Genomic DNA, 21,537 nt, shown 5'->3' with positions numbered 1-21,537 from the left:
GCTCCGTGACCGCACCGACCTCCTCGATGGCTTCGACGGCGGATGCCGCGGCCCGGCGGCTCTCGCCGTCTGCCGTGTCCCCCGCGGCTGTGTCGGCCAAGCGGCTCGAGATCGAGGGCCTGCGCACCGTGGCGGCGCTGCTCGTCGCGACCTACCACATCTGGTTCGACAAGGTCTCGGGCGGGGTCGACGTCTTCTTCGTGATCACGGGGTTCCTGATCACGCTCACCCTCGTCGGGCATGTGCGCCGCGAGGGACGCATCCGCCCGCTGCAGTACCTCGGGCGCCTGGCACGGCGCGTGTGGCCGATGGCCGCGGTCGTGCTCGTCGCGGCACTGGCGATCACGGTCACGCTCGCACCCGAGGTGCTGCGAGCCCGGAACTTCACCGAGATCCTCGCCTCGGCCCTGTACGTCGAGAACGAGTTCCTCGCCGTCAACGCGGTCGACTACCTCAACGCCGAGGATCCGCACACGATCGTGCAGCACTTCTGGGCGATGACGCTGCAGGGCCAGTTCTATGTGATCTGGCTGCTGGTCGCGCTCGGCTCCCTCTGGTTCGCGCTGCGCCCGCGCCAAGGCAGCGCCGGCAGTGCAGACGCCACCCCGCGATTCCGGGGCATGTTCGCCGGCACCATCGCGCTCGTCGCCGCGGCGTCGTTCGCGTGGTCGCTCTGGCAGACCTCGGTGGCCCAGCCCACGGCGTACTTCAGCACGACGACCCGACTCTGGGAGTTCGGCGTCGGCGGCCTCATCGCGCTCGCGGGCACGCGCCTGACGCTCCGCGGCGCGGCGTCGGCGATCGCCTCATGGGTCGGACTCGTCGGCCTCATCATCTGCGGCATGGTGCTGCCGGTCTCGAGCAGCTTCCCCGGCGTCGCGGCGCTCTGGCCGGTGAGCTGCGCGGCCCTGCTCCTCGTCGCCACCCGGCACGAGGAGCGCCCGTGGGCGGCGACCCGGGTGCTCGCGAGCCGACCACTCGTCTGGCTGGGCGGCGTCGCGTTCGGCATCTACCTCTGGCATTGGCCGCTCCTCGTGTCGTACCGCTACGTGTTCGGGCAGCACGCGACGCCGAACCTCTGGCAGGGCTCGCTGATCATCGCTCTCGCGATCGGGCTCGCGGTGCTCGGCAACCGCCTCGTCGAACGCCGGGTGTCGGCCTCCTGGCTCGTGCCCGCGCGACGCCCGCTCGTCGCGGTGCTCCTCATCGGCGCGTGGATCGCCGTCATGGCCGGCGCCGGGCTCGGCATCGCCGCGGGCACGGCCGCAGCATCGCAGCTCGATCGAGACGCGGCATCCGCTCAGGAGACCGTCGGAACCTGCTTCGGTGCCGGCGCCCTCGGCCGCGACGCGGAATGCGCCGAGGTGCTCGCCGACCAGCCGCTCGTGCCCGACCGCGCGGCCCTGCTCGACGACACCGGCGGCGCATACGCCTGTTACACCCAGGCGGATGCCGCCGACCTCACGACCTGTACGGCGGGCGATGGCCCTACCCGCATCGCGCTCATCGGCAACTCCCACGCGGCGATGTACCGGTCGCTCTTCGAGGCCGCGGCCGACGGGTCGGGATGGTCGATCACGACGATCACGAGCAACGGGTGCGTCTGGGGCCTGCAGACCGCGGGCGATCCGGATGTATCCGACCGATGCCGTGGCCGACTCGAGCAGACCGAACAGCTGCTGTTCGGCGACGAGCCGTTCGACCTCGTCGTGTACGCAGGTGGACGCGGCGAGGCGGAGGCGACCCCAGCCGAGGTCTCGCGCATCGCCGAGAACTGGTCGCGGCTGGCCGAGGTCGGCACCGAGGTCGTCGTCATCGAGGACAACCCGCGCATCGGTGACGCCGGGGCGACCTGCGTGATCGAGGCGCCCGAGGCCGACCTGCGGGCAGGCGCCTGCGACGTGCCAGAAGCGGATGCCACGGCCATCGCCGACCGCTACGTCGGTGCCGCGCGGCTGACCGGCGCCCCCATCGTGCCCACGCTCGACCTCTACTGCGTCGATGGCCGGTGCCCGGCCGTCGTCGGGTCGGCGATCGTCTACCGCGACCAGCACCACGCGACTGCGACCTACCTGCGCTCGACGGCGCCCCAGTTCTTCGATCGCTTCGACGCGGCCGCCTTCGATTCGACAGCGAGGTGACGGAGCGCGAGCTCACGGTTCGGCTCGGCCGCAGCACCTGACTCCCGCAACGCAGGCTCAACCGGCGTGGATGCGATGACGTCGAATTCTTGACGAGGCGCTTACCCCAATCCGAGGGGTAGCGCCGTCGCCGTGGCTGGCACCAGCGAACTCGAAAAAGCTGATGAGATCGATTTCCGGCCATACGACTGGGCGCCGGCATCGCCCTCCGCGAGGACGGAGGACACAGCTGTCCGGATACCCTGCGAAGGACGCTCGCGTCATCGGTCCCCCAGCCACACCCGCAGAAGCGAGCCGCCATGACCTCTCTCTCCCAGCCGGAACACGTCCACGTGAGCCCGCCGGCCCGTTCGAAGGGCCACCCCGGGCCCACGCCTGCCCGCTCCGAACCGGCCGACGCACCCGCGTCCAGCGTCCCGGAAGTTCGCGTCGTCAAGGAACGAGCATCCGCCACGACCCGAAGCGTGGCTCTCAATGCGCTTCGCGTCCTGACCATCGGGACCATCGTGCTCACGCACAACTGGGCGGCCCGCGAATGGGCGGGACCGTGGTTCTACACTTGGCACACCGTTCTCTTCTTCGTCCTCACCGGATATTTCTGGAAGCCGCAGCGAACCGCTCGGGACGAGGTGAGACGTCGAACGCGAACACTCCTCGTCCCGTACCTCGGATGGCTCCTGCTCGTCACCGCCGTGTTCCAGACCATCCTGTTCGTGGAACGGGGGAGGCTCGACGTCGGATGGCTGATCAGGGCCGCAGCAGGAGGGACGCATGCCTGGGCACCCTACTCGTCGTTCTGGTTCATCACCGCGTTGTTCTTCGCCGCGATCTTCATCCGAATCCTGGGGAACCTGTCGCCGTTCCTGGTCTGGTTCATCGCCGGCGTTGGCGTGCTCTGGGCAGCCGCCGACCCGCGTTCGATCGCGGCCGTGCCCGAGAGCATCACGCTCGCGTTGCCCGTCATGGCATTCATCTCCTTCGGGATCCTCCTGAGGACGTACCGCCCGATGATCACCAAGCCCTTCGTCTTCGGCATCATCCTTGCCGTGCCGCCGCTCCTCCTCGGGGGGTTCGGTCTGTTCGCTCCGATCAACCTCAAGTTCGGCAACATCGGAGACCCCATCGTGAGTCTGGCGATGGGAGTGGCGATCGCCTGCGGGCTGATCCTGGTCGCGGAATCCTGCGAGCGACTGATCCCCCGGTGGGCGGCCAGGCCGGTCGCCGCGATCGCGGCGGTGGCCATACCGATCATCCTCGGCCATTCCCTCGTTCTCTGGACCTGCTTCCACTACGGGCTGGAACCATCCAAGGCGACGTTCGCATTGGCGTACCTGATTCCCCTGGCGATCGGCCTGCTCATCGCGCGCACGCCCCTCAAGCGAGTCCTGCTCTGAGACGAAGCGAGCGCCCGAGTACCGTCTGTTGTCAACACGACGACACTGCCCGTGTTACTAATGGATGCGGACGTCTTCCCGACGCCCGCGGACAGACATGCGCACGCGCGTCGCCCGAGTACTCGCCGCCTGAGTTGAGAGAAGAGCCTAGACATGCGCGCTGTCGTCATCGGAGATGTCGGCTGGCGAGATCGCTACCATCTTGGTGACGAGGCCATGACTGAGGTCGCGATCAGGCAGCTTCGTCTCCGGGGCACGTCCGACATCACGCTCATTGCGGCCGAGCCGGACGTATCCGCGCAAATGTACGATGTTTCCGCCGTGCCGCGAATCGGTTTTTCGTCCCGCTGGGATCGACCACGAGCCCTACGCAAACTCGACCGAGTCACGAACAAGCCGTCGCCCACGGACTCGGCAACCACTGCCGCAATCGCCGAGTCCGACTTCGTCGTGATTGCTGGCGGCGGAAACCTCAACTCGCAGTACTTCCATCACGTGCTCGATCGAGTCGCCGTCGCCCGTCTGGCTGAGGAGTTCGGAAAGCCGCTCTTCGTCTCAAGCCAGACGGTCGGACCCATGGTTCGCGACGAGGACCTACGATTCATCGGCGAGATCGTGAGTCGTTCGAGGGCCTTCGGGGCACGCGAAGTCACTACGTACGCTGATCTGTCGGCATACGGACCGACAGTCGTGCACACCATGGACGATGGCGCAGCGCTTGCGGCAGAGGCCGCCCTGAAGACGCCAGCTCGCTACATCGTCGGGAGCTTCACACCGTATCCGGCGACACCGGACCTCACCGAGGACGAGTACTACGCGGAACTTGCCGCGACGCTTGATCGCCTCAGCGAATCGCTGGATGCCGACGTGCTCCTCATCCCGAATGATGGATCCTTCCAAGGAGCCTACGCGGAAGATCAGCGGGTGAATCAGCGCATCATCGAAGAGAGCATCGGCGGCCGTATCAGGGACTGCGGACTGATGATGGCGCGGAAGGCGATCGCGATCACGGAGGGTGCGCTGCTCTCCATCTCCTCGAGGTATCACCCCACCGTGTTCGCTCCGATGGTCGGTGTTCCCGCCATCGGAATCGCGCTCTCGTATTACACCTCTGCTCGGATGCGCGGCGCAATGCAGAACGTTGGTCTCCAGTCGTTCGTCGCGCCGGCCGAGACCTGGCTCCATGGCGGCGTCGAGCAGATGGCCCATGACATGGTCGAACACAGAGCGAGCTTCGATCAGCACATGACACCGATCCGGCATACTCGGCGACAGTCGATCGACCGATGGTGGGACTTCATCGTCGAATCCGCCGCCGGGGGTTCACCGGATTTTCCGTCCAATCTGGAGGAGGTCGAGCGTTGGGTGCCCGGTTCCGCCTGGGACGCCACGAACGAGGCGGTCACCCGAGTATCCGACCAACTCGGACGGGAGCGAGTCACCGCGGCCCGTATGGAATCGAAGCTGGCCGACGCCGACGTCGCGGGCGCTGAGATCAGGTCAGAACTCGAGATTCGGACCGCTGAACTGGGGCAGGCGAGAGCGGCGCTCGAGAATCGGAATGCCGAAGTGGCAGAGGCCGAACGCGAACTCGATCGCCTGCGCAATGCTCTTTCGGCGTCGCAATCGCAACTCGAAAAGAGCGAGCAGACGGCCGCGAAGACCGTCGTCGAGCGAGACATTGCTCGTGATGCACTCGTTCAACAGTCATCGCGACGATCGGTTCGCTTCGCCGACGCGATGGGTCGAGCCTTCCATCGCACGCGTACACTCTTCCGACGGTAACCCGACCCACCACAGAGACAATGTTGATCGCAACTGCCACCCCATCGCCCGACGTGACAACTCAGCCTCGCAACGATCTCCGACCGGAGATCCAGTCGCTGCGTGCACTCGCGGTGCTGGCGGTGGTGCTCTATCACCTCTGGCCCGCGCAACTCCCCGGCGGATTCGTCGGAGTGGACGTGTTCTTCGTGGTGAGTGGGTTCCTGATCACGTCGCACCTTCTTCGCGAAGTGAACAAGGACGGGACGATCCGGCTCGGCACCTTCTGGGCGCGACGCGCGAAGCGCCTGCTCCCAGCCGCTCTCACGGTCCTCTTCGCGTGCGTCATAGCCACGATCGTGTTCGTTCCCCAGTATCTCTGGACCCAGTTCCTCAACGAAGCCACTGCGGCAACGCTCTACGTCGAGAACTGGCTGCTCTACGCCAACAGTGTCGACTACTTGGCAGCTGAGAATGTCGCGTCTCCCGTTCAGCATTTCTGGTCGCTGTCCGTCGAGGAGCAGTTCTACATCGCGCTTCCGTTGATCATCGTGGTGACGCTGGCACTCCTCAGGCGATCCGCTGTCGGGACGCGTGTGGCGGCACTCGGCGCAGTACTCGGGACGATCACGGTGCTGAGTTTCGCCTATTCGACCTGGCTCACCTTCAACGCGCCGAGCGAAAGCTACTTCTCCACGATCAGCCGGGCGTGGGAGTTCGGCGCAGGCGCGCTCCTCGCGTTCGCTGTCGTGAACCCCCCGAGGCGACTGAGCCGAGTTGTGTCGGTGATCGGAATCGCAGCGATCGGCGCTGCCGCACTGCTCTATTCCGACACCACGCCGTTTCCGGGAGCCGCCGCTGCACTCCCGGTGCTCGGCACGCTGGCGGTCATCTGGTCGGGCGGCTCGACCGTCGCCGGCCACGCAGGATCGGTGCGACCGATCGCGTGGCTTGCGGGGATCTCCTACTCGCTCTACCTCTGGCATTGGCCGCTCATCATCCTCGCGCCGTACGTCCTCCCTGACGGAAACATCGGCACACTCGATCGGCTGGCCATCCTGCTGGCTTCCTGCGTGCTCGCGACGCTGACCGTCCGCCTGATCGAGGACCCGGTGCGCTTCAGTCCTCGTCTTCTCGGACGAGCGCGACCGTTGGCCATCGCACGCTGGTCCGCCCTCGGCATGGCCGTCGTCGTCGCGACCGGCGCTCTTGCGCTCGGAGCTGCTTCCATCTCGAGATCGGCCGAAGCCCCGACGATCAAGGCCGGCCTCGACGGCACGGTCGAATGCCTCGCGGAATCGGCACCGTTCAGTCGTGACTGCGGTGCGACCATGGGTGCATCGATCGCGCCCGCGCTCGACGCGCTGGACGACGATGACGACAATCGTCAGTCCTGTTGGTCGGGCCCGGGAGTAGCCGAGGTGAAATGGTGTCACCTCGGGCCGCCCCGGGAGGACGCGTCTGCCCACCTGCTCGTCGTCGGTGATTCACACAGCAGCGGATTGATGGGCGCGTATGCCGCGATGGCTGACCAGCACGGATGGTCGATCGATGTCAGCGGTCACTCGGCCTGTTACTGGACGAGAGCCCGTCAACCGCAGTCGACCGCGGAGGCGACCACCGCGTGCGAGGAATGGCGCGATGGTATCGAGGAACGCATCGATGCCGCTCCAGATCTGGACGGAATCCTGGTCACGCACTCGAGCAAGCGTCCGTACGGCGTCGGCGCCGACGAGACGATCGCCGGGATGGTCGAAGCATGGGCTGCCCGTCCCAACACCGATGTGCCCGTCATCGCGATCCGGGACAATCCACGCTTCCCACGCGAGGTGCTCGACTGCATCGCGGAACATCAGTCGAAGGCTGAACAGGGCTGTGCCCGTCCGAAGAGCGAGGTGCTCTTGGACGATGGTCAGGGCAGTGCCGTGCAGCAGAGCACCAACACCCACCTGATCGATCTGACGGATCGATACTGCAATGGCGACCTCTGCCCGCCGCTCGTCGACAACATCGTCGTCTATCGCGACGGTCATCACCTCACGGCAACGTTCGTGCGCACCATCACGCCGGAACTCTCCCGTCAAGTGGCGCAGTTGGTCAACTCGAAATAGGAGATCCGCGCCATCAGCCGTTCCGGCTCCGAGTCCGAACGGCGGAACGACGCCCGCTCGGTCTCCATGCTCAGATCCGCATCGTGTGTTTCACGAGCGCCTCGTTCCCCAGCACGACGACGTCATGCCGGGGAACGAGGCCAGGCGTCAGGAGATGGCCTCGATCGCTGCGACCGTCCTCGCAGACGCTCCCGTGTCACGGAACTCGAACGCCCCCTCGATTGCCGCCCGGTAAGGGGCCAACGACTCTCCGTTCGTCTCAAGCGCGCCTTCGACGGCCTCGAGCAACTCCTCACCGGTGAAGGCCACGGGCCCGAACCCATCGGTGTCGTAGTTGAAATAGCCCTTCCGGTACGCGTGGGCACCCGCGAAGAACTGCTCGCGATCGAACTGGAAGTAGAAGACCGGCGCATTCGTGTACGCAGAATCGAACGCAAGCGACGAATAGTCCGTGACCGTGTATCGCGCTCGGGCCAGCATGTCCTTGATGTCGACTTCGCTGTAGGAGATCATCTTCACCCAGGCGGGCACGTCTTCGGCGGTCAGGTGATCCTGCAGGTTCGGGTGGGGTGCGAACGCGATCGTCAGCCCGGCGGCTTCCGCAGCCGTGCGCAGCCGGTCACTGCCCAGGAATCCCATCCACGAGGTGAAGTACTCCGATTCGCGGAACCCCTCGAGGGCACGCCGCTCGTTGGTACGTCCATGCACGAGCTCCAGCAGATACTGCCGCCACGTCGGAACGACGAGGAGCAGGTCCTTCGGCGCTCGTTCGGATTTCGCCTGCAGCTCGTCATGTCGCGGAAAACCCGTCAACGCCACTTCACGTGTCGTCAACTTGTACGGCGTGCCGTCGGCACTGAATGACGCCGCTTCGCGCGCATTCGCCGCGAGGATGAGGTCGATGGCCTTGTTGTTCAACCAGTGCGACAGGTCGTCCTTGGTGACGCCATGCTGGAGGAACGTGTAGGACCAGGGTCCTCGCCCGTACCGCTTGAGGTCGTACGGATGGACGATGTAGTGATCGATCTGCGACGAGATGAGCTGTCGGGCGTGCTTCATCAAGAGCACGTGCTGCCGAGTTCCCGCGGGCACGAGCTTGAATCCATCCGCCTTCAGGCGCGCGAAATCCGGGGCATCCTTTCGGATCACGAACCACGCGTTGATATCCGGTCGATTCGCTTGGAGGTACCGGTACAGCGACTCGGCATTGTCGCGGGCCATCGTGTCACGATCGATCAGAGCCCATGCGTTCGCGTAGCGCCGCTTGACCCATGGCATCCGTGCGACCCGTGCGAACACTCGCGGCTCGTACTTGCCGTAGACCCATTTCGCGCGGCCCACAAGAGTGGGTCGCTGCTTGCCCGCAGCGCCGACCGGCATCGGTCTCCGCACGAACGGCGCGCCCCGATTCTTGTGGCGCCACCAGACGTGGTTCGGCGTCACGGCCGATACCGGCTGTACATAGCCTCCGAACGTGACCGGCTCAGGGGCCGACGAGTTCGATCGTGTCACCTGCAGTTCTCGCATCGCGTCGACCCAGACGATCCGCTCGTAGATCGATGCTTGACCGAAGAACTCGATCGAACGGGTCTTGGCAGCGAAGGGGGCTTCAGGACGGCCGTCGAGCTCGATGAGCTCGTGCGCATCGGGATCGTCGGTCAAGTAGCGCACGCGCCCAAGTCGTCGTCGTCCGTCGACGACATCGTAGGAGATCGGTTGCGCCGGAATGCTCCCGGTCGCCCGCGCGAGCCAAGTGAGGCGGATCTCCATCGGAATACTGGTGATGTTGTAGGCGAGGAGCATCGCCGACTCGAGGCGGGCCAACAGCTCGTCGACAAGAGCATTGAAGCTTCGTCGCTGCTCGTCATTGAGGCTCGCGGTCGGGGATCCGCTGCGCAGATCGTTCTTGTAGTACCACTGCAGGTCGTAGATGGCCATGTTCTGCAGCCATCGCGGTGCGGTCCGACCGGCGAAGTAGGTGTCGATGACGTGCCGGAAACCCCATCGAGGAATGGCGAGGTACCGGTCGATATCCATCCACGAGCGGTCCACGAGCGACGACCCGTCCTCTCGCTTCCGATAGAGGTACATCGACTCCGCGATGAACCCGACATGTCGGCGCTCGAGCGTGCTGAGATACGAAGCGGTGTAGACGCCGTCCTCGGCAACCGGTCGGACCCGACCGTCGAACTCCAACGCGATCTCGCGAAGGTGGTCGACCTTGGCGAAGGAGTTGTTGACGGAGAAGGGAATCTGCCGATGCTCCTGATCGATGTCGACGGTGCGCGTGCCACGTGCGAATCGGAACGAGAGCGGGTGATCGTCCCGCGCAGTGGTCGGGTCTCCCAGGAACGGCATGAAACGCGCAACGATGTAGTCGGGATCCGCCGTCGCGAGGTAATCGCGAAGGCCCTGCAGGTATCCGGGGTCGAGCACGTCGTCGGGGTCGGGGTACGAGACCCACGTGCCGGTCGCGATGCCGAGACCGGCATTGCGCGCCGAGGAGAGCCCTCCGTTCTCCTTGACGAACACCGTCGCATCGATCTGCTCCGCGTGCATCCACCGTCGGATGACGCCTTCCGAATCGTCTGGCGAACCATCGATCACGAAGATCAACTCGGTGTCGGAGAGACCCCCGGTCTGAGCCGCGAGGCTGTCCAGGAAACTGGGAATCCAGCGCTCGACTCCATAAACTGGCACGACCAGAGTAAACAGCGGCCGTTCATTCATTCGTGCGCCCATCCTCTGACTATTTTTGGGTACTAGTGCGCCACTCGGGACGAGATTCGCCCGAGTGGCCGTCGGCCAGTTTATCCGGGCTCGCAACTCTGCCCGTACACGCATGAAAGGGCTGCTGTGGTGAACGCATCGGCGTCGAGCCGCAACCCTCTTCGCCATAGCAGCCTGCTGCCTCTCCGCGATGCCGTTCGACAGCTGAGTCGCATCGCGTTCTCGGCCATCTACCGGCTCCAGCATCGAGGACGGTCGTCCGTTTCGGGGATGCTCTCCGTCGTCGTGCCCGCTCACAACGTCGATCGCTATCTCGTCGAGTGCCTCGCGTCCCTTGCGAGGCAGAACTACCGCGAGATCGAGGTCCTCGTCCTCGATGACGGATCAACCGACTCCACCCTCAAGATCGCGCGCAGGGCCGCTCGATGGGACCGCCGCTTCCGGGTCCATTCGTGGCCGAACATCGGCCTCGGAGCCTCCCGGAACCGCGGCGAAGGCCTCGCACGCGGGGAATTCCTCGCGTTTCTCGACGGCGACGATGTCGTCGACCGCCACGTCTACGTGGATGCCATCGCCTCGTTGCGAGCATCCGGATCTGACTTCGCTGTCTTCCCGTACCGCAGGCTGACCGAGGATGACGCACCCCCAGCCGCACCCTGGGTGCTCGAAGCCCACGCCGTTCCTCGCACAGGCGTCCGACTCACCGACCGACCGGACATCTTGGTGAATGCCGTCGCTTGGAGCAAGGTCTACCGGCGCGAATTCTGGTCAGCGTCCGAGATCTCGTTCCCGACCGATGTTCGATATGAGGACCAGGTTCCATCGACACGGGCGTTCATCCATGCGAGGTCCTTCGACATCCTCGATCGTGTCAGCGTGAACTGGCGCATCAGGAGTGATCGGAGTTCGATTTCCCAGGCGATTGCCACACCGGCGAATATCCGGGATCAACGAGCGGCCGCACTGGAGTCCTTGGCCCTTCTTCGTTCCGAAACGCCGTCGGACGTCTACCACGCCAGAATCGCGCAGTTGCTCTCGAACAACCTCGGAGATTTCTTCACGGCGGTGCCGGACATGACGCCTCGGGCATGGCAGGAGTTCCGGCTCCTCGCCGGCGACCTCCTTGCCCTCGCCATCCAAGAGGACTGCCTGTGGATGGTCGACGCTCGAGCGAAGATCCTCTCTTGGTCCGCTCGTGACGGCGCCCGCGACGCAGTGGAGAACGCGATGATGCGCTCCGGCTGGAGCGGCGCGTTTCGCGAAGGCCGCACCACCGCATCCGGTCTCATCACGGTGATCGAGACCGAACTCGCCTCGTCGGGTCTCGACACCCCTGGACCGATGGGTCTGCTCTCCCCGAGGGAGACTCGCACGATCATCGCGATCGATCGCGATGCCGAGACACACGAGCGTGGTCGAGTGGAGCCGAACCTCGTTCCTGTCCGAATCGGAATCGGCGGACTCGTCGATGAAGCGGAATCGTTGAGCGTCGAGCTCTGCGCGCTGCCGAATGCGCACACGCATCTGGCGCAACCAGTCGAGCTCCAGCTGTTGGAACTGCCCTACAGCCGAACGGCGGTACGAACCGCCACGATGAGTCGCGCCATGCTGGATTCGGAGTCGCCCGTCGAGGTGCGGATCTCCGTCGGCGGCCTCCGGCGAGCACACTTGCTCTCGACCACCGCCCTGCTTTCCGGGGTGTACGGCACCGGCCTCGCCGATCTTGCCTAGAATCAGTTCGTATTTGCGTCAGGAGTTGCGACTTGCCCGGAACCATCGCCGTCATACTCGCGGGCGGAGTCGGCACTCGTGTCGGGCTCGGCATGCCGAAGCAGCTCATCCGCATCGCGGGCAAAGCCATCGTCGAGCACACACTCGAGGTGCTCGAGGCGAGCCCGCTGATCGACCACGTGCTGGTCATGATGAACGCCGGCGCCATTCGCGAGCTCGATCACCTCAAGGCGGATCCCCGGTTCTCGAAGCTTCGCGGCATCCTGCCCGGCGGTGAGACCCGCAACGACACCACGCAGCTCGCGCTTGCCGCGCTCGGCGACGACGACGACGTCAAGGTGCTGTTCCACGACGCCGTGCGGCCCTTCGTCGACGACCGCATCATCGAGGACTGCGTGGCCGCGCTCGACGAGTACGACGCCGTCGACACCGCGATCCCGTCGGCCGACACGATCATCGAGGTCGATGCGGACTCGGTCATCACCGGCATCCCGTCGCGCGCGAAGCTGCGCCGCGGCCAGACGCCGCAGGGATTCCGTCTCGGCACCATCCGCCGCGCGTACGAGCTCGCGGCGGAGGACTCCGGATTCGCCGCCACCGACGACTGCGGCGTCGTCTTCCAGTACCTTCCCGATGTGCCGATCAAGGTGGTGCTCGGCACGGCCGAGAACATGAAGGTCACTGAACCGCTCGACATCCACATCGCGGACAAGATCTTCCAGCTGCAGTCGGCGGCGCTCAGCACCGGCGACCTCGAGCAGCTCGACTTGCGCGGGCGCTCCATCGTCGTCTTCGGCGGATCGTACGGCATCGGCGCGAGCATCGCCGAGCAGGCCCGCGCCGCAGGTGCCACGGTGCACAGCTACAGCCGCAGCGCCACGGGCACGGATGTCACGTCGCGCAAGCAGATCCGCAAGGCGTTGGCGGATGCCGCGAGCCATGGCCCGATCGACTACGTGGTCCTCACGGCCGGTGTGCTGTCGATCTCGCATCTCGTGAGCACCTCGAAGCGCGGACTCCGCCGCACGATCGACGTGAACCTCATCGCGCCTGCCAAGGTCGCGCAGGAGTCGCACCGATACCTCGCCGAGACGAACGGCCAGCTGCTCTTCTTCACGTCGAGTTCCTACACCCGCGGCCGCGCCGGGTACAGCCTCTACTCAGCGACCAAGGCGGGCGTGGTCAATCTCACGCAGGCCCTGGCCGACGAGTGGGCCGACAGCGGCATCCGCGTCAACTGCCTGAACCCGCAACGCACGAAGACCCCCATGCGCACCGCGGCGTTCGGAGACGAGCCCGACGGAACCCTGCTCGACCCCGATGCGGTCGCGCTCACATCGCTCCGGGTGCTCGAAGCCGACATCACGGGTCAGGTCGTCGATGTCCGGGTGACGGGCCTGAAGCCCTGATCAGGAGCCCCGGGCGTCGAGGAATGGACGTGCGCGCCGATCAGTCGCCCGAGCGCTCGCGGCCGAGGTGCTCCACGACGAGGTCGTAGAGCTCGGCGATTCGGCGGGAATCCTGGCGAAGCTCATCGATCTCCATGCGCAGTGAAGCCATGCTCGTCTCGAGCGTCGCGAGCCGTTCGTCCGCGACTGTGGAATCGCCGCCGGATGGGGTCTCGAGCACGGGCGGGGCTTCAGTCTTCACGTCGTCCGTCTTCACCATCTTGCGCAAGCGCGCCATGAACGTCTCCTCGTCTCGTCGAAGCGGTGCCACCGCACGGATGGAAACCTGCGCGAACCGCCGAACACCGATTGGCGTGCGCCTGAGTGATCGCCTGATCAGCGTGAACTCCAGGCCGAACGGCTCGAGTTCCTCCCGCAGCCACGGCAGAGGCAGGTGCCAAGTATCCGGCCGCAGGTGCTCGTACCGCCGGGACTCGCGGTCGGGGAACGATGCGACGACGACGCCGCGGTCGCCGAGGAGCGCCCTGATCATCCGGAACACGATGGCTCGCGACGCCTTCGGCAGGTAGGCGATCACATCGCTGAGCAGCACGCTCACATCGCCTCGGCCGCCGTGTCGTTCGATCAGGTCCATCACCTCGCGGCCCTGTGCGAAGTTCGCCCGCTCCACGCGGAACCGGCCGTTGGAGAGCACCCGCGCCGCATCGACGGCGGCAAGTGCGAAGTCGACGGCCGTCACGACCCGTCCCGCGTCGGCGAGCGCAGCGGACTGGGCGCCGACGCCTGCACCAAGGTCGAGGATCGCATCGCCGGCGTTCGTCCGACGCAGCAGCACCCGCACATCGGAGTCGCCCTGCGTCGACCTGCGGGAATCCCGCGTGCGGGCATCGGCCTCCCAGTGGTGCCGCGTGAAGTCGTACGTGCCGTACCAGTTCTCGTATCGACGCCTGGTGTCCATCGGTGTCTCGAACACGAACGCCGGATCGGGCGTCCGCCACTCCGGGCCGTAACAGGCCGCGAGCCAGGCATCGGCGTCCGCGACCGACGGGAAGCTCCGCCCCTCGAGCTCGATGCGCCGGAGCGGGACGATCGATTCGACCGCGACCGGCGCGCGTACGTGGATCGGTTGACAGTAGACCCCGTGGTCGTGGTAGCCGAGGAAGACGTCGACGTGGGCGGTGATGCCGTGATCGGTGCGCGGGAAGAGCACCTGCAGGTGCGCGTCGCTGTGACGGACGACCTCGTGTCCGGTCTCCTCCAGCAGGCGTTCGATGCGATAGGACTCGACCGAGACATCCGCCGGCGTCGACTCGCCGAGATAGAGCACCAGGTCCGCGTCGTCGTCGCGATCGAGGATCGCGCCGACCCGCACCGCCCCGAGGAGCGTGCCACCGGTGATCGCGACCGTGTATCCGCCGGACTCGAGTTCGGCGATGACCCGCTCAGCGCCGTCGAGCAGCGCCTCGTGCAGTTCGCGGCTCGCTGCCGTGGCGAGCTTGCCCCATTTGTCGACGATGGTGCCGGCCGTGACGAGGCCCTGGAGCGTTCTCCCCACGGATGCCGCCGCGAATCGGTACGGGCCCGATGCGATGCGCTCCCCATCGGTCGAGGAACGCACCACGATCGAACCGCTGCCCCGGAGGAACGGGCGGAGCGCTCTGGGCCAATCGAGCTGATGCGCTCCCGCGTGCAAGTCGGGCACATGTCCGGACCAGAGCCGTGCGCCGTCGACCTCGACGTCGATTGCATCGCCGGGCGCCGCGGTGTCAGCCGACCACCAGAGTCCCGCCTTGCTGACGTGGAGTCCCGAGGAGCCCTGCGATGCGGCAGCGGCTCGATTCACGACGACATCCAGATTCTCGAAAAGGGTGGGACCAGATCATTGTAGGCGCGAGGCTTCCGGCAGGTGCTGCGAAGCTGCCCCCCGAAGAGGTGTCAGCGCGAGAAGACCTCGCTCGACGCCGCGAAACGGGGCGCTCGCAGACCGTCGATCGACATCGGCCCGCAACACACGAGGCGATAGCCTTGACGGCATGAGCCCCGATCGCCGTCACGCCCTCACGGGCGCGTACGCGACGTTCGTGCTGTTCACGGCGTTCGCCGGGCAGTTCTGGCGCAACCTGCTCGGCTGGTGGGGCTTCGGCGCGGCCGTCGCGCTCGTCGTCATCGGCGGCATCCTGCTCATCGTCGACACCAAGCCGAGATGGTCGTGGCGACGGGTCCCGAAGTCGACCTTCGCGTTCCTCCTCATCGCGACCCTGTCGCTGGCCTGGTCGTTCTACCCGGGGGCCACGGCGCTCGGCCTGGCGATCAGCTTCGTCACGACCTTCGCGGCCGTCGCGCTCGTACTGTGCCTGCCGTGGTCGCGCATCGTGGCGTCGCTCGCGGCGTCGATCAAGTGGATCCTCGCCCTCTCGATCGTCTTCGAACTCTGGGTCGCGACCTTCGTGCAGGCGCCCGTGCTGCCCAACTTCCCCGACTTCGAGGTCACGGGCGAGAAGCTCCCGATGGCCTTCTACTGGTCACGCGGACTCCTCTTCGACGGCGGGCCGATCGAGGGCATCGTCGCCAGCCGCAACCTGCTCGGCATGATCGCCCTGATCGGCCTCATCGTCTTCGGATGCCTCCTCGCGGCCGGCAGCATGCGCCGGGCGCCCGGCATCTCCTGGCTCGTCACGAGCGGCATCGTCTTCGTCCTGACCCGCTCGTCCACCGTCATCCTCGTCGCGGTCGGCGTCGCGGTCGCCCTCGGGTTCGCCCTCTGGACGCGCCGAGTCGGCGCCGAACGCCGCCGGCACGTCTACTGGACCGCCGCGGCCGTGCTCGCGGCATCCGTCGCCCTCCTCGTGCTCGCCTGGGGGTGGCTGCTCTCCCTCTTCGGCAAGAGCGAGGACCTCACGGGTCGCACCGACATCTGGAACTCCGTGATCGAGCTGGCGCAGCAGCGACCGGTCGCCGGATGGGGCTGGGTCGGGTACTGGGTCCCGTGGGTCGAGCCGTTCGACGACCTGGCGGTGCGCAAGGGCGTCGTCTACCTGCAGGCCCACAACGCCTGGCTCGACGTGTGGATGCAGCTCGGCGTCATCGGTCTCCTCGCCTTCGCCGCCATCGTGATCGGCGCGCTCTGGCGCTCGTGGTTCCTCGCCGTCGATCAGCCGAGGGATGTCACGGGCCGGCCCATCCCGTATTCGGCGGCGTCGCTGCTTCCCCTGCTCGTGCTCGTCGCGCTGCTCGGCCAGAGCCTCGCCGAGAGCCGCCTGCTCATCGAGATCGGGTGGCTGATGCTCATCGCGATCGCGTGGGCGACCAAGCGCCGCCAGTGGTCGAACGACCCGTTGCCCGCCCTGCCCCGGCCGGCGCGATCGCGTGCCGTCGCACTCGCCGAGCCTCCGCCGACCGCGCCGCACGGGCCGCGACCCCCCGCATGACCGGCGCCGATTCGCTGAAGCCGTTGCGCGCGTTCGCGGGGTCCGCCCGCTTCGCCCAGGCGCTCTCGCTCGCGGCCATCGGCGTCGGGCTCTCGACCCACCTGATCCGCAGCCTCATCGGCTGGCCGGGCCTGCTCGCGATGATCGCCGGCCTCCTCGTGCTCTGCGGCGTCTCGCTCGTCGCCAGGTGGCGCGCGGTGGAGTGGTACGGCATCCTGCCGCTGACCATCCTGGTGTTCGTCGGGTGGTGCGCGGCATCCGTCCTCTGGAGCACGACGCCCGCCCTCAGCGCCGTGCGCGTGGCCTACCTCATCGGGTTCGCCGTCATCGGCGTGTACATCGCGCTCATGCGGGACACGATCCAGATCGTGCGGGCGTTCGGCGACGTGACGAGGGTGCTGCTCAGCGTCTCGCTCGCGCTCGAGGTGCTCTCCGGCATCCTCCTCGACCTGCCGATCGCCTTCCTCGGCATCCGCGGCGACATCACGGCGCTCGGCCCGATCCAGGGGATCTTCGGGTCGAGGAACCTGCTCGGCTTCATCGCCGTCGTCGCCCTGCTGACGTTCATCGTCGAGTGGCGGACGCACATCGTCCCCCGCGCCATGGCGATCGCGTCGATCGCGCTCGCGTTCGTGTGCGTGGTGCTCTCCGGGTCCCCCACAGCATGGATCGCGCTGGCGGCGGCGCTCGTGGCCCTCGCCGCCATCTACGGGCTCCGGCGCGTTCCGCCGGCCACGAGGTGGCGGTGGCAGATCGCCCTGCTCGTCGCGGTGATCGCGGCGCTCGTCACCGGGTGGCTCCTGCGGATCCGCATCATCGAGCTCCTCGACGCGCGAGCCGAGTTCGACGTGCGCCTCGACGTCTGGCGCGAGGCATCCCGCTACCTCGCCCTCAACCCGCTGCAGGGTTGGGGCTGGGTCGGCTCCTGGCCGGACTCCCCGCCGTACCTCTGGATCGAGGCGGCGACCGGACGGCAGCAGTCGTCCGCGCTCAGCGCGTACGTCGACGTCTACTTCCAGGTGGGCGTGATCGGCGTGCTGCTCTTCGCGGGGCTGATCGGCGTCGCCCTCGTACGCGCCTGGCTGCTCGCGACCGACCGTCGGAGCGTCGTGTACCTGTGGCCCGCGCTGATGCTGGTCGCCGTGACGGTGACCTCCTTCGCGGAGAGCTTCGCGCTCCTCGAGGGCGGCTGGATGCTGGTCGTGGTGTGCGCCGTCAAGTCGGCGAGGGACATGAGCTGGCGGGATGCCATGACCGCGGCCCGGGATGCCGGCGCGGGTCCCCTGCCGTCGCGCTGACGGCGGCGACGACGGCCCGGCGGACCCTCGGCTAGTCTGTCGTGGATGAAGGTCAGTGTCGTCATTCCGACGTATTGCTCGGGAGACGAGCTCGATCGCACGATCGGCAGCCTCGACGCGCAGACGCTGCCGCAGGCAGAGTTCGAAGTCATCATGATCGACGACGGCTCCCCCGACGGCACGTACGATCGGCTGCGCGGATTCGCATCGACACGACCCAACTATCGCGTGAGCCGGATCGAGAACTCGGGGTGGCCCAGCCGGCCGCGCAACATCGGAATCGGGCTCGCCGATGGCGAGTACGTGCTCTTCATGGATCACGACGACGAGATCGCGCCGGAGACCCTCGCGGTCGCGTGGGAGCTCGGCTCCCGCAACGACGCGGATGCGGTGAACCTGAAGGAATCGCGCACGCACCTCGCCGGATGGGCGCTCCCGATCTTCGATCGCAATCACGATGACGCCATGACCCGGACCGACCAGAACCCCCTCGGTCCGCTCACGCCGCACAAGATGTACCGCCGCGAGTTCCTGAGGCGGCACGGCATCGCCTTCCCCGAAGGTGGGCGAGTGGTCAACGAGGACCTCTACTTCAACATCGAGGTCCTGGAGCATGCCCGGACCATCTCCGTCCTGGCCGACCGTGCCGCCTACCACTGGGTCACGACGGGCTCGAACAACTCGATCGCGTACCTCTCGAATCCGGCTGAGCAGATCTCGTCGGTCGCACAGGTGCTCGAGTTCAGCGCCGAGCGCCTCGCCGCCCCGTCGCGCAGCGCGATCCGGGAGATGATCGCCATGACGCTGTTGAGCGGCCAGGTGCTGCCGATCTACACCTTGGTGTGGCGTTCGTCGGATGCCGATCGCGACGAGGTGCTCGCGCGTTGCCTCGACCTCATCGAGCGCTTCCTGACTCCCGGCGTCTACGCCCGGCTCGATTTCGGCCGGCGCGCCATCGTCGAACTGCTCCGGGCCGGTCGTCAGGACCTCTTCGAGGCGCTGGACGCCTTCGACAACGGCCTCCACAGCGTGAACTCCACCTCGGAGGTCGAGTGGGTCGGCGGAAGGCTCCACGTGGCGACGCAGACCCGCTGGCGCGGCGAAGACGGCGCTCCCCCGCGTCTGCGCCGGTCAGGCGATCGTGTCTTCGCCGATCTCGGGCACGAACTCGAGGCAGTCCTCCCCGCGGGCCTGCTCGAGATGACCGACATGGCGACAGCGACCGACGCGGTCCTCGCCGTGCGGAGTCGGAGCGCTGCCGCATCCTGGTTGCAGCCCACGGAGACGGCTCGCGCGTTCGACTCTTCGAAGTGGAGCGAGCCGGGGCTCCGCCTCGACGCGCGGGCATCGATCGATCCCGCATCGGCCGTCCTCGGCAAGCCGCTCGACGAGGACGTCTGGGACCTCTTCGTCCGAGCCACGCTGGTCACCGGTCACCAGCAGCGCCGATGCGACACCGACGAACTCCGTTCGTTCGCGCTGCTCGACGGCAGGATCGCGCTCGCCTGCCGGACCGGACCTGGCAAACTCGCACTGGACCTCACGCAGCGGGCGGCGTACCGCGCGGAGATCGTGCGTCGCGTCCAACCGGGCGATGCGTCTTGGGAGCAGGCGGGTCAGACGCATCGGCTTCGTGCACGGCTGCCGGGCGTCCACTCGCACGGGCGTACGACGATCCCGGTCGTTGCCGTGGTTGCCGCACGCGGCACGATCGCTCGATTCCTCCGCACGAACCGCCTGCCGGCCCGACGCATCCGCTCGGCGCTCCTGAACCGGTTGGCGCCCGTCCCGCAGGCATCGATCCGCGGAGAAGACGGTGCCGCGTTCCTCGAGTTCATCGGACGGCCGAGCCTGGTGCCGGCCGACCTGTGCATCCGATCCGGTGATGCGATCATCGCAACCGGAATCGACGCGACCCGTCGCCGCTCGAGGAAGTCCACGGGGCGCGGCGGTCCTCTCCCCACCTCATGAACCTCCCGGACGCGGCCGTTACACTCGCCATGTCCTGCACCACCGACGAAAGGCAGATGTGAGAACCGCACTCATCGGATACACCGGATTCGTCGGCTCCAACCTGGCGAGCCGACACGACTTCGATGAGGTGTACAACTCCCGCAACATCCACGAGATCGAGGGAGAATCGTTCGACCTCCTCGTGACCGCCGGCAACCGTGCGGACTCGCACCGGATCAATCGGGAGGGTGACGCCGACCGCGCCGAGGTCGACGCGCTCGCCGACCGCCTCGCCACGGTGAAGACCGGCAAGGTCGTGCTCATCTCGACCGTTTGCGTGTACCCGGGTCAGACCAGCCCGGTCGAGTCGACGCCCACCGACGAAGACGGGCTCACTCCCTACGGTGCGAATCGCCTGCATCAGGAGCGGCGGCTCACCGCAGAACACGACGCCCTCGTGGTGCGCCTGCCCCAGCTCTACGGCGACGGCCTGAAGAAGGGCATCGTCTACGACCTCGCCAACGACTACCGGGTGGAGTTCATCCGGCCCGAGGCCGAGTTCCAGTACTACGACGTGCGCCGGTTGTGGAACGACATCGGCATCGCGCTCGACGCGGGGCTGTCCTCGCTCAACCTCGCCACGCCCGCGCTGCGCAACGACGTCGTCGCGGCGACGTTCGGCATCGACATCTCCGGCAACGACCCGGGCCCCGCCGACCCGTTCGCGAGCATGTACACCCGCGACATGCGCACCGAGCACGCCGGCCTGTTCGGCGGCGACGGCCCCTACCTCCTCGACGCCGACGCCGAGCTCGCCGGCATCCGCTCGTTCGCCGACTCCATCCGCGAGGTGCGCTGATGCGCGCGGGCCGCACGGTCTCGGCGATCGTCACCTGCGCCGGCAAGGGCACCCGATTCGGGTCGAACAAGCTCCTCGTCACGATCGACGGCATGACCGTGATCGAGCGCACGGTGCGGGCCATCATGACCCCGATCGTCGACGAGGTCGTCGTCACGGTGAGCCGCGAGAACGAGGCCGAGTACCGGCGGATCCTCGTCGACGAGGCCGGGCTCGACGTGATCCTCGTCGAGGGAGGCGCCGAGCGGCACCTCTCGGCGATGCAGGGTCTCGCCGCGACCACGGGCGACATCGTGATCACGCACGACGGGGTGCGTCCGTTCGCCACCCCCGACCTCGTCGAACGCGTGGTCGATGCGGCGCTCGAACACGGTGCCGCCATGCTGGGCATGCCGAGCACGGTGCAGGTCAAGCTCGTGAGCGACGACGGCTTCATCGAGGGGTCGCTCGACCGCTCCCACTCGTGGCTCGGCCAGACGCCCCAGGGCTTCCGGCGCGACCTGCTCGAGACCGCCTACCGCGCGGCGGTCGAGTCCGAGTACGCCCGCGTGAGCGACGACGCCGACCTCGTGGCCGAGTTCTGCGGCATCCCGGTCCGCATCGTCGAGGGGCACGTGAACAACATCAAGATCACCACCCCGCAAGACCTCGGGACCGCACGGCTGATCGCCGAGCACCAGCTCGACTCGGACTGATCGAACATGGTCGGCCTCGCCCAG

13 protein-coding genes are annotated in these 21,537 nt (G+C 66.9%); 11 read left to right on the top strand and 2 right to left on the bottom strand.

Annotation, left to right across the window (positions count from 1 at the left end; all coding sequences use genetic code 11):
- The first annotated feature begins 5 nt into the window (after nt 1-5).
- From ACR3IO_RS07710 to ACR3IO_RS07695, 4 genes are all read left to right on the top strand, one after another.
- Nucleotides 6-2,141, top strand: a complete 2,136-nt coding sequence (locus tag ACR3IO_RS07710; RefSeq protein WP_434070611.1) for an acyltransferase family protein — start codon at nt 6-8, stop codon at nt 2,139-2,141.
- Nucleotides 2,142-2,440: 299 nt separating this feature from the next.
- Complete coding sequence (locus ACR3IO_RS07705) at nt 2,441-3,535, top strand: acyltransferase family protein (protein ID WP_434070610.1); 1,095 nt, start codon at nt 2,441-2,443, stop codon at nt 3,533-3,535.
- 153 nt (nt 3,536-3,688) lie between these two features.
- Nucleotides 3,689-5,320: a polysaccharide pyruvyl transferase family protein gene (locus tag ACR3IO_RS07700; protein ID WP_434070609.1), complete on the top strand. Its 1,632-nt coding sequence runs from the start codon at nt 3,689-3,691 to the stop codon at nt 5,318-5,320.
- Between the two features lie 20 nt (nt 5,321-5,340).
- Nucleotides 5,341-7,410: an acyltransferase family protein gene (locus ACR3IO_RS07695; RefSeq protein ID WP_434070608.1), complete on the top strand. Its 2,070-nt coding sequence runs from the start codon at nt 5,341-5,343 to the stop codon at nt 7,408-7,410.
- A gap of 147 nt (nt 7,411-7,557) precedes the next feature.
- Here ACR3IO_RS07695 and ACR3IO_RS07690 read toward each other — a convergent pair whose 3' ends face one another.
- Nucleotides 7,558-10,152, bottom strand: coding sequence for a bifunctional glycosyltransferase/CDP-glycerol:glycerophosphate glycerophosphotransferase (locus ACR3IO_RS07690; protein ID WP_434070607.1), 2,595 nt, complete (start codon nt 10,150-10,152; stop codon nt 7,558-7,560).
- A 258-nt stretch (nt 10,153-10,410) separates the two neighbouring features.
- Here ACR3IO_RS07690 and ACR3IO_RS07685 point away from each other — a divergent pair, with 258 nt between their 5' ends.
- Both ACR3IO_RS07685 and ACR3IO_RS07680 read left to right on the top strand, forming a co-directional pair.
- Nucleotides 10,411-11,871: a glycosyltransferase family 2 protein gene (locus tag ACR3IO_RS07685; RefSeq protein WP_434070606.1), complete on the top strand. Its 1,461-nt coding sequence runs from the start codon at nt 10,411-10,413 to the stop codon at nt 11,869-11,871.
- A gap of 32 nt (nt 11,872-11,903) precedes the next feature.
- On the top strand, nt 11,904-13,280 hold the full coding sequence (locus ACR3IO_RS07680) for an SDR family NAD(P)-dependent oxidoreductase (RefSeq protein ID WP_434070605.1): 1,377 nt from the start codon (nt 11,904-11,906) through the stop codon (nt 13,278-13,280).
- A gap of 40 nt (nt 13,281-13,320) precedes the next feature.
- Here the strand turns inward: ACR3IO_RS07680 and ACR3IO_RS07675 are convergent, their stop codons facing one another.
- Nucleotides 13,321-15,123, bottom strand: a complete 1,803-nt coding sequence (locus ACR3IO_RS07675) for a class I SAM-dependent methyltransferase (protein ID WP_434070604.1) — start codon at nt 15,121-15,123, stop codon at nt 13,321-13,323.
- Between the two features lie 190 nt (nt 15,124-15,313).
- On the opposite strand from ACR3IO_RS07675, the gene ACR3IO_RS07670 reads away from it, so the two are divergent.
- The 5 genes from ACR3IO_RS07670 to ACR3IO_RS07650 are packed head-to-tail and all read left to right on the top strand — an operon-like array spanning nt 15,314 to nt 21,513.
- Nucleotides 15,314-16,708: an O-antigen ligase family protein gene (locus ACR3IO_RS07670; protein WP_434070603.1), complete on the top strand. Its 1,395-nt coding sequence runs from the start codon at nt 15,314-15,316 to the stop codon at nt 16,706-16,708.
- Nucleotides 16,705-18,006 (top strand): O-antigen ligase family protein, encoded by a 1,302-nt coding sequence (locus ACR3IO_RS07665; protein WP_434070602.1) that lies wholly within the window; start codon nt 16,705-16,707, stop codon nt 18,004-18,006. Before ACR3IO_RS07670 ends, ACR3IO_RS07665 begins: the two co-directional genes overlap by 4 nt.
- Nucleotides 18,007-18,051: 45 nt before the next feature.
- The gene (locus tag ACR3IO_RS07660) at nt 18,052-19,977 is read left to right on the top strand and encodes a glycosyltransferase family 2 protein (RefSeq protein WP_434070601.1); all 1,926 of its coding nucleotides are present in this window, start codon (nt 18,052-18,054) and stop codon (nt 19,975-19,977) included.
- 58 nt (nt 19,978-20,035) lie between these two features.
- On the top strand, nt 20,036-20,818 hold the full coding sequence (locus ACR3IO_RS07655; RefSeq protein ID WP_434070600.1) for an NAD-dependent epimerase/dehydratase family protein: 783 nt from the start codon (nt 20,036-20,038) through the stop codon (nt 20,816-20,818).
- The gene (locus tag ACR3IO_RS07650) at nt 20,818-21,513 is read left to right on the top strand and encodes an IspD/TarI family cytidylyltransferase (RefSeq protein ID WP_434070599.1); all 696 of its coding nucleotides are present in this window, start codon (nt 20,818-20,820) and stop codon (nt 21,511-21,513) included. The genes ACR3IO_RS07655 and ACR3IO_RS07650 overlap by 1 nt, the downstream gene beginning before the upstream one ends.
- Nucleotides 21,514-21,537: the final 24 nt, after the last annotated feature.

It is taken from the genome of Agromyces sp. Marseille-Q5079 (assembly GCF_051016555.1).
In the GTDB taxonomy this organism is placed as follows: domain Bacteria; phylum Actinomycetota; class Actinomycetes; order Actinomycetales; family Microbacteriaceae; genus Agromyces.
This window is presented reverse-complemented; position numbering and strand designations above follow the sequence as displayed.

What these genes read in the sequence shown, in the direction of transcription:
- ACR3IO_RS07660 (WP_434070601.1), top strand. Translation starts at nt 18,052, where the DNA reads ATGAAGGTCAGTGTCGTCATTCCGACGTATTGCTCGGGAGACGAGCTC.
- ACR3IO_RS07695 (WP_434070608.1), top strand. Translation starts at nt 5,341, where the DNA reads ATGTTGATCGCAACTGCCACCCCATCGCCCGACGTGACAACTCAGCCT.
- ACR3IO_RS07665 (WP_434070602.1), top strand. Translation starts at nt 16,705, where the DNA reads ATGACCGGCGCCGATTCGCTGAAGCCGTTGCGCGCGTTCGCGGGGTCC.
- ACR3IO_RS07690 (WP_434070607.1), bottom strand. Translation starts at nt 10,152, where the DNA reads ATGGGCGCACGAATGAATGAACGGCCGCTGTTTACTCTGGTCGTGCCA.
- ACR3IO_RS07670 (WP_434070603.1), top strand. Translation starts at nt 15,314, where the DNA reads ATGAGCCCCGATCGCCGTCACGCCCTCACGGGCGCGTACGCGACGTTC.
- ACR3IO_RS07685 (WP_434070606.1), top strand. Translation starts at nt 10,411, where the DNA reads ATGCTCTCCGTCGTCGTGCCCGCTCACAACGTCGATCGCTATCTCGTC.
- ACR3IO_RS07700 (WP_434070609.1), top strand. Translation starts at nt 3,689, where the DNA reads ATGCGCGCTGTCGTCATCGGAGATGTCGGCTGGCGAGATCGCTACCAT.
- ACR3IO_RS07705 (WP_434070610.1), top strand. Translation starts at nt 2,441, where the DNA reads ATGACCTCTCTCTCCCAGCCGGAACACGTCCACGTGAGCCCGCCGGCC.
- ACR3IO_RS07650 (WP_434070599.1), top strand. Translation starts at nt 20,818, where the DNA reads ATGCGCGCGGGCCGCACGGTCTCGGCGATCGTCACCTGCGCCGGCAAG.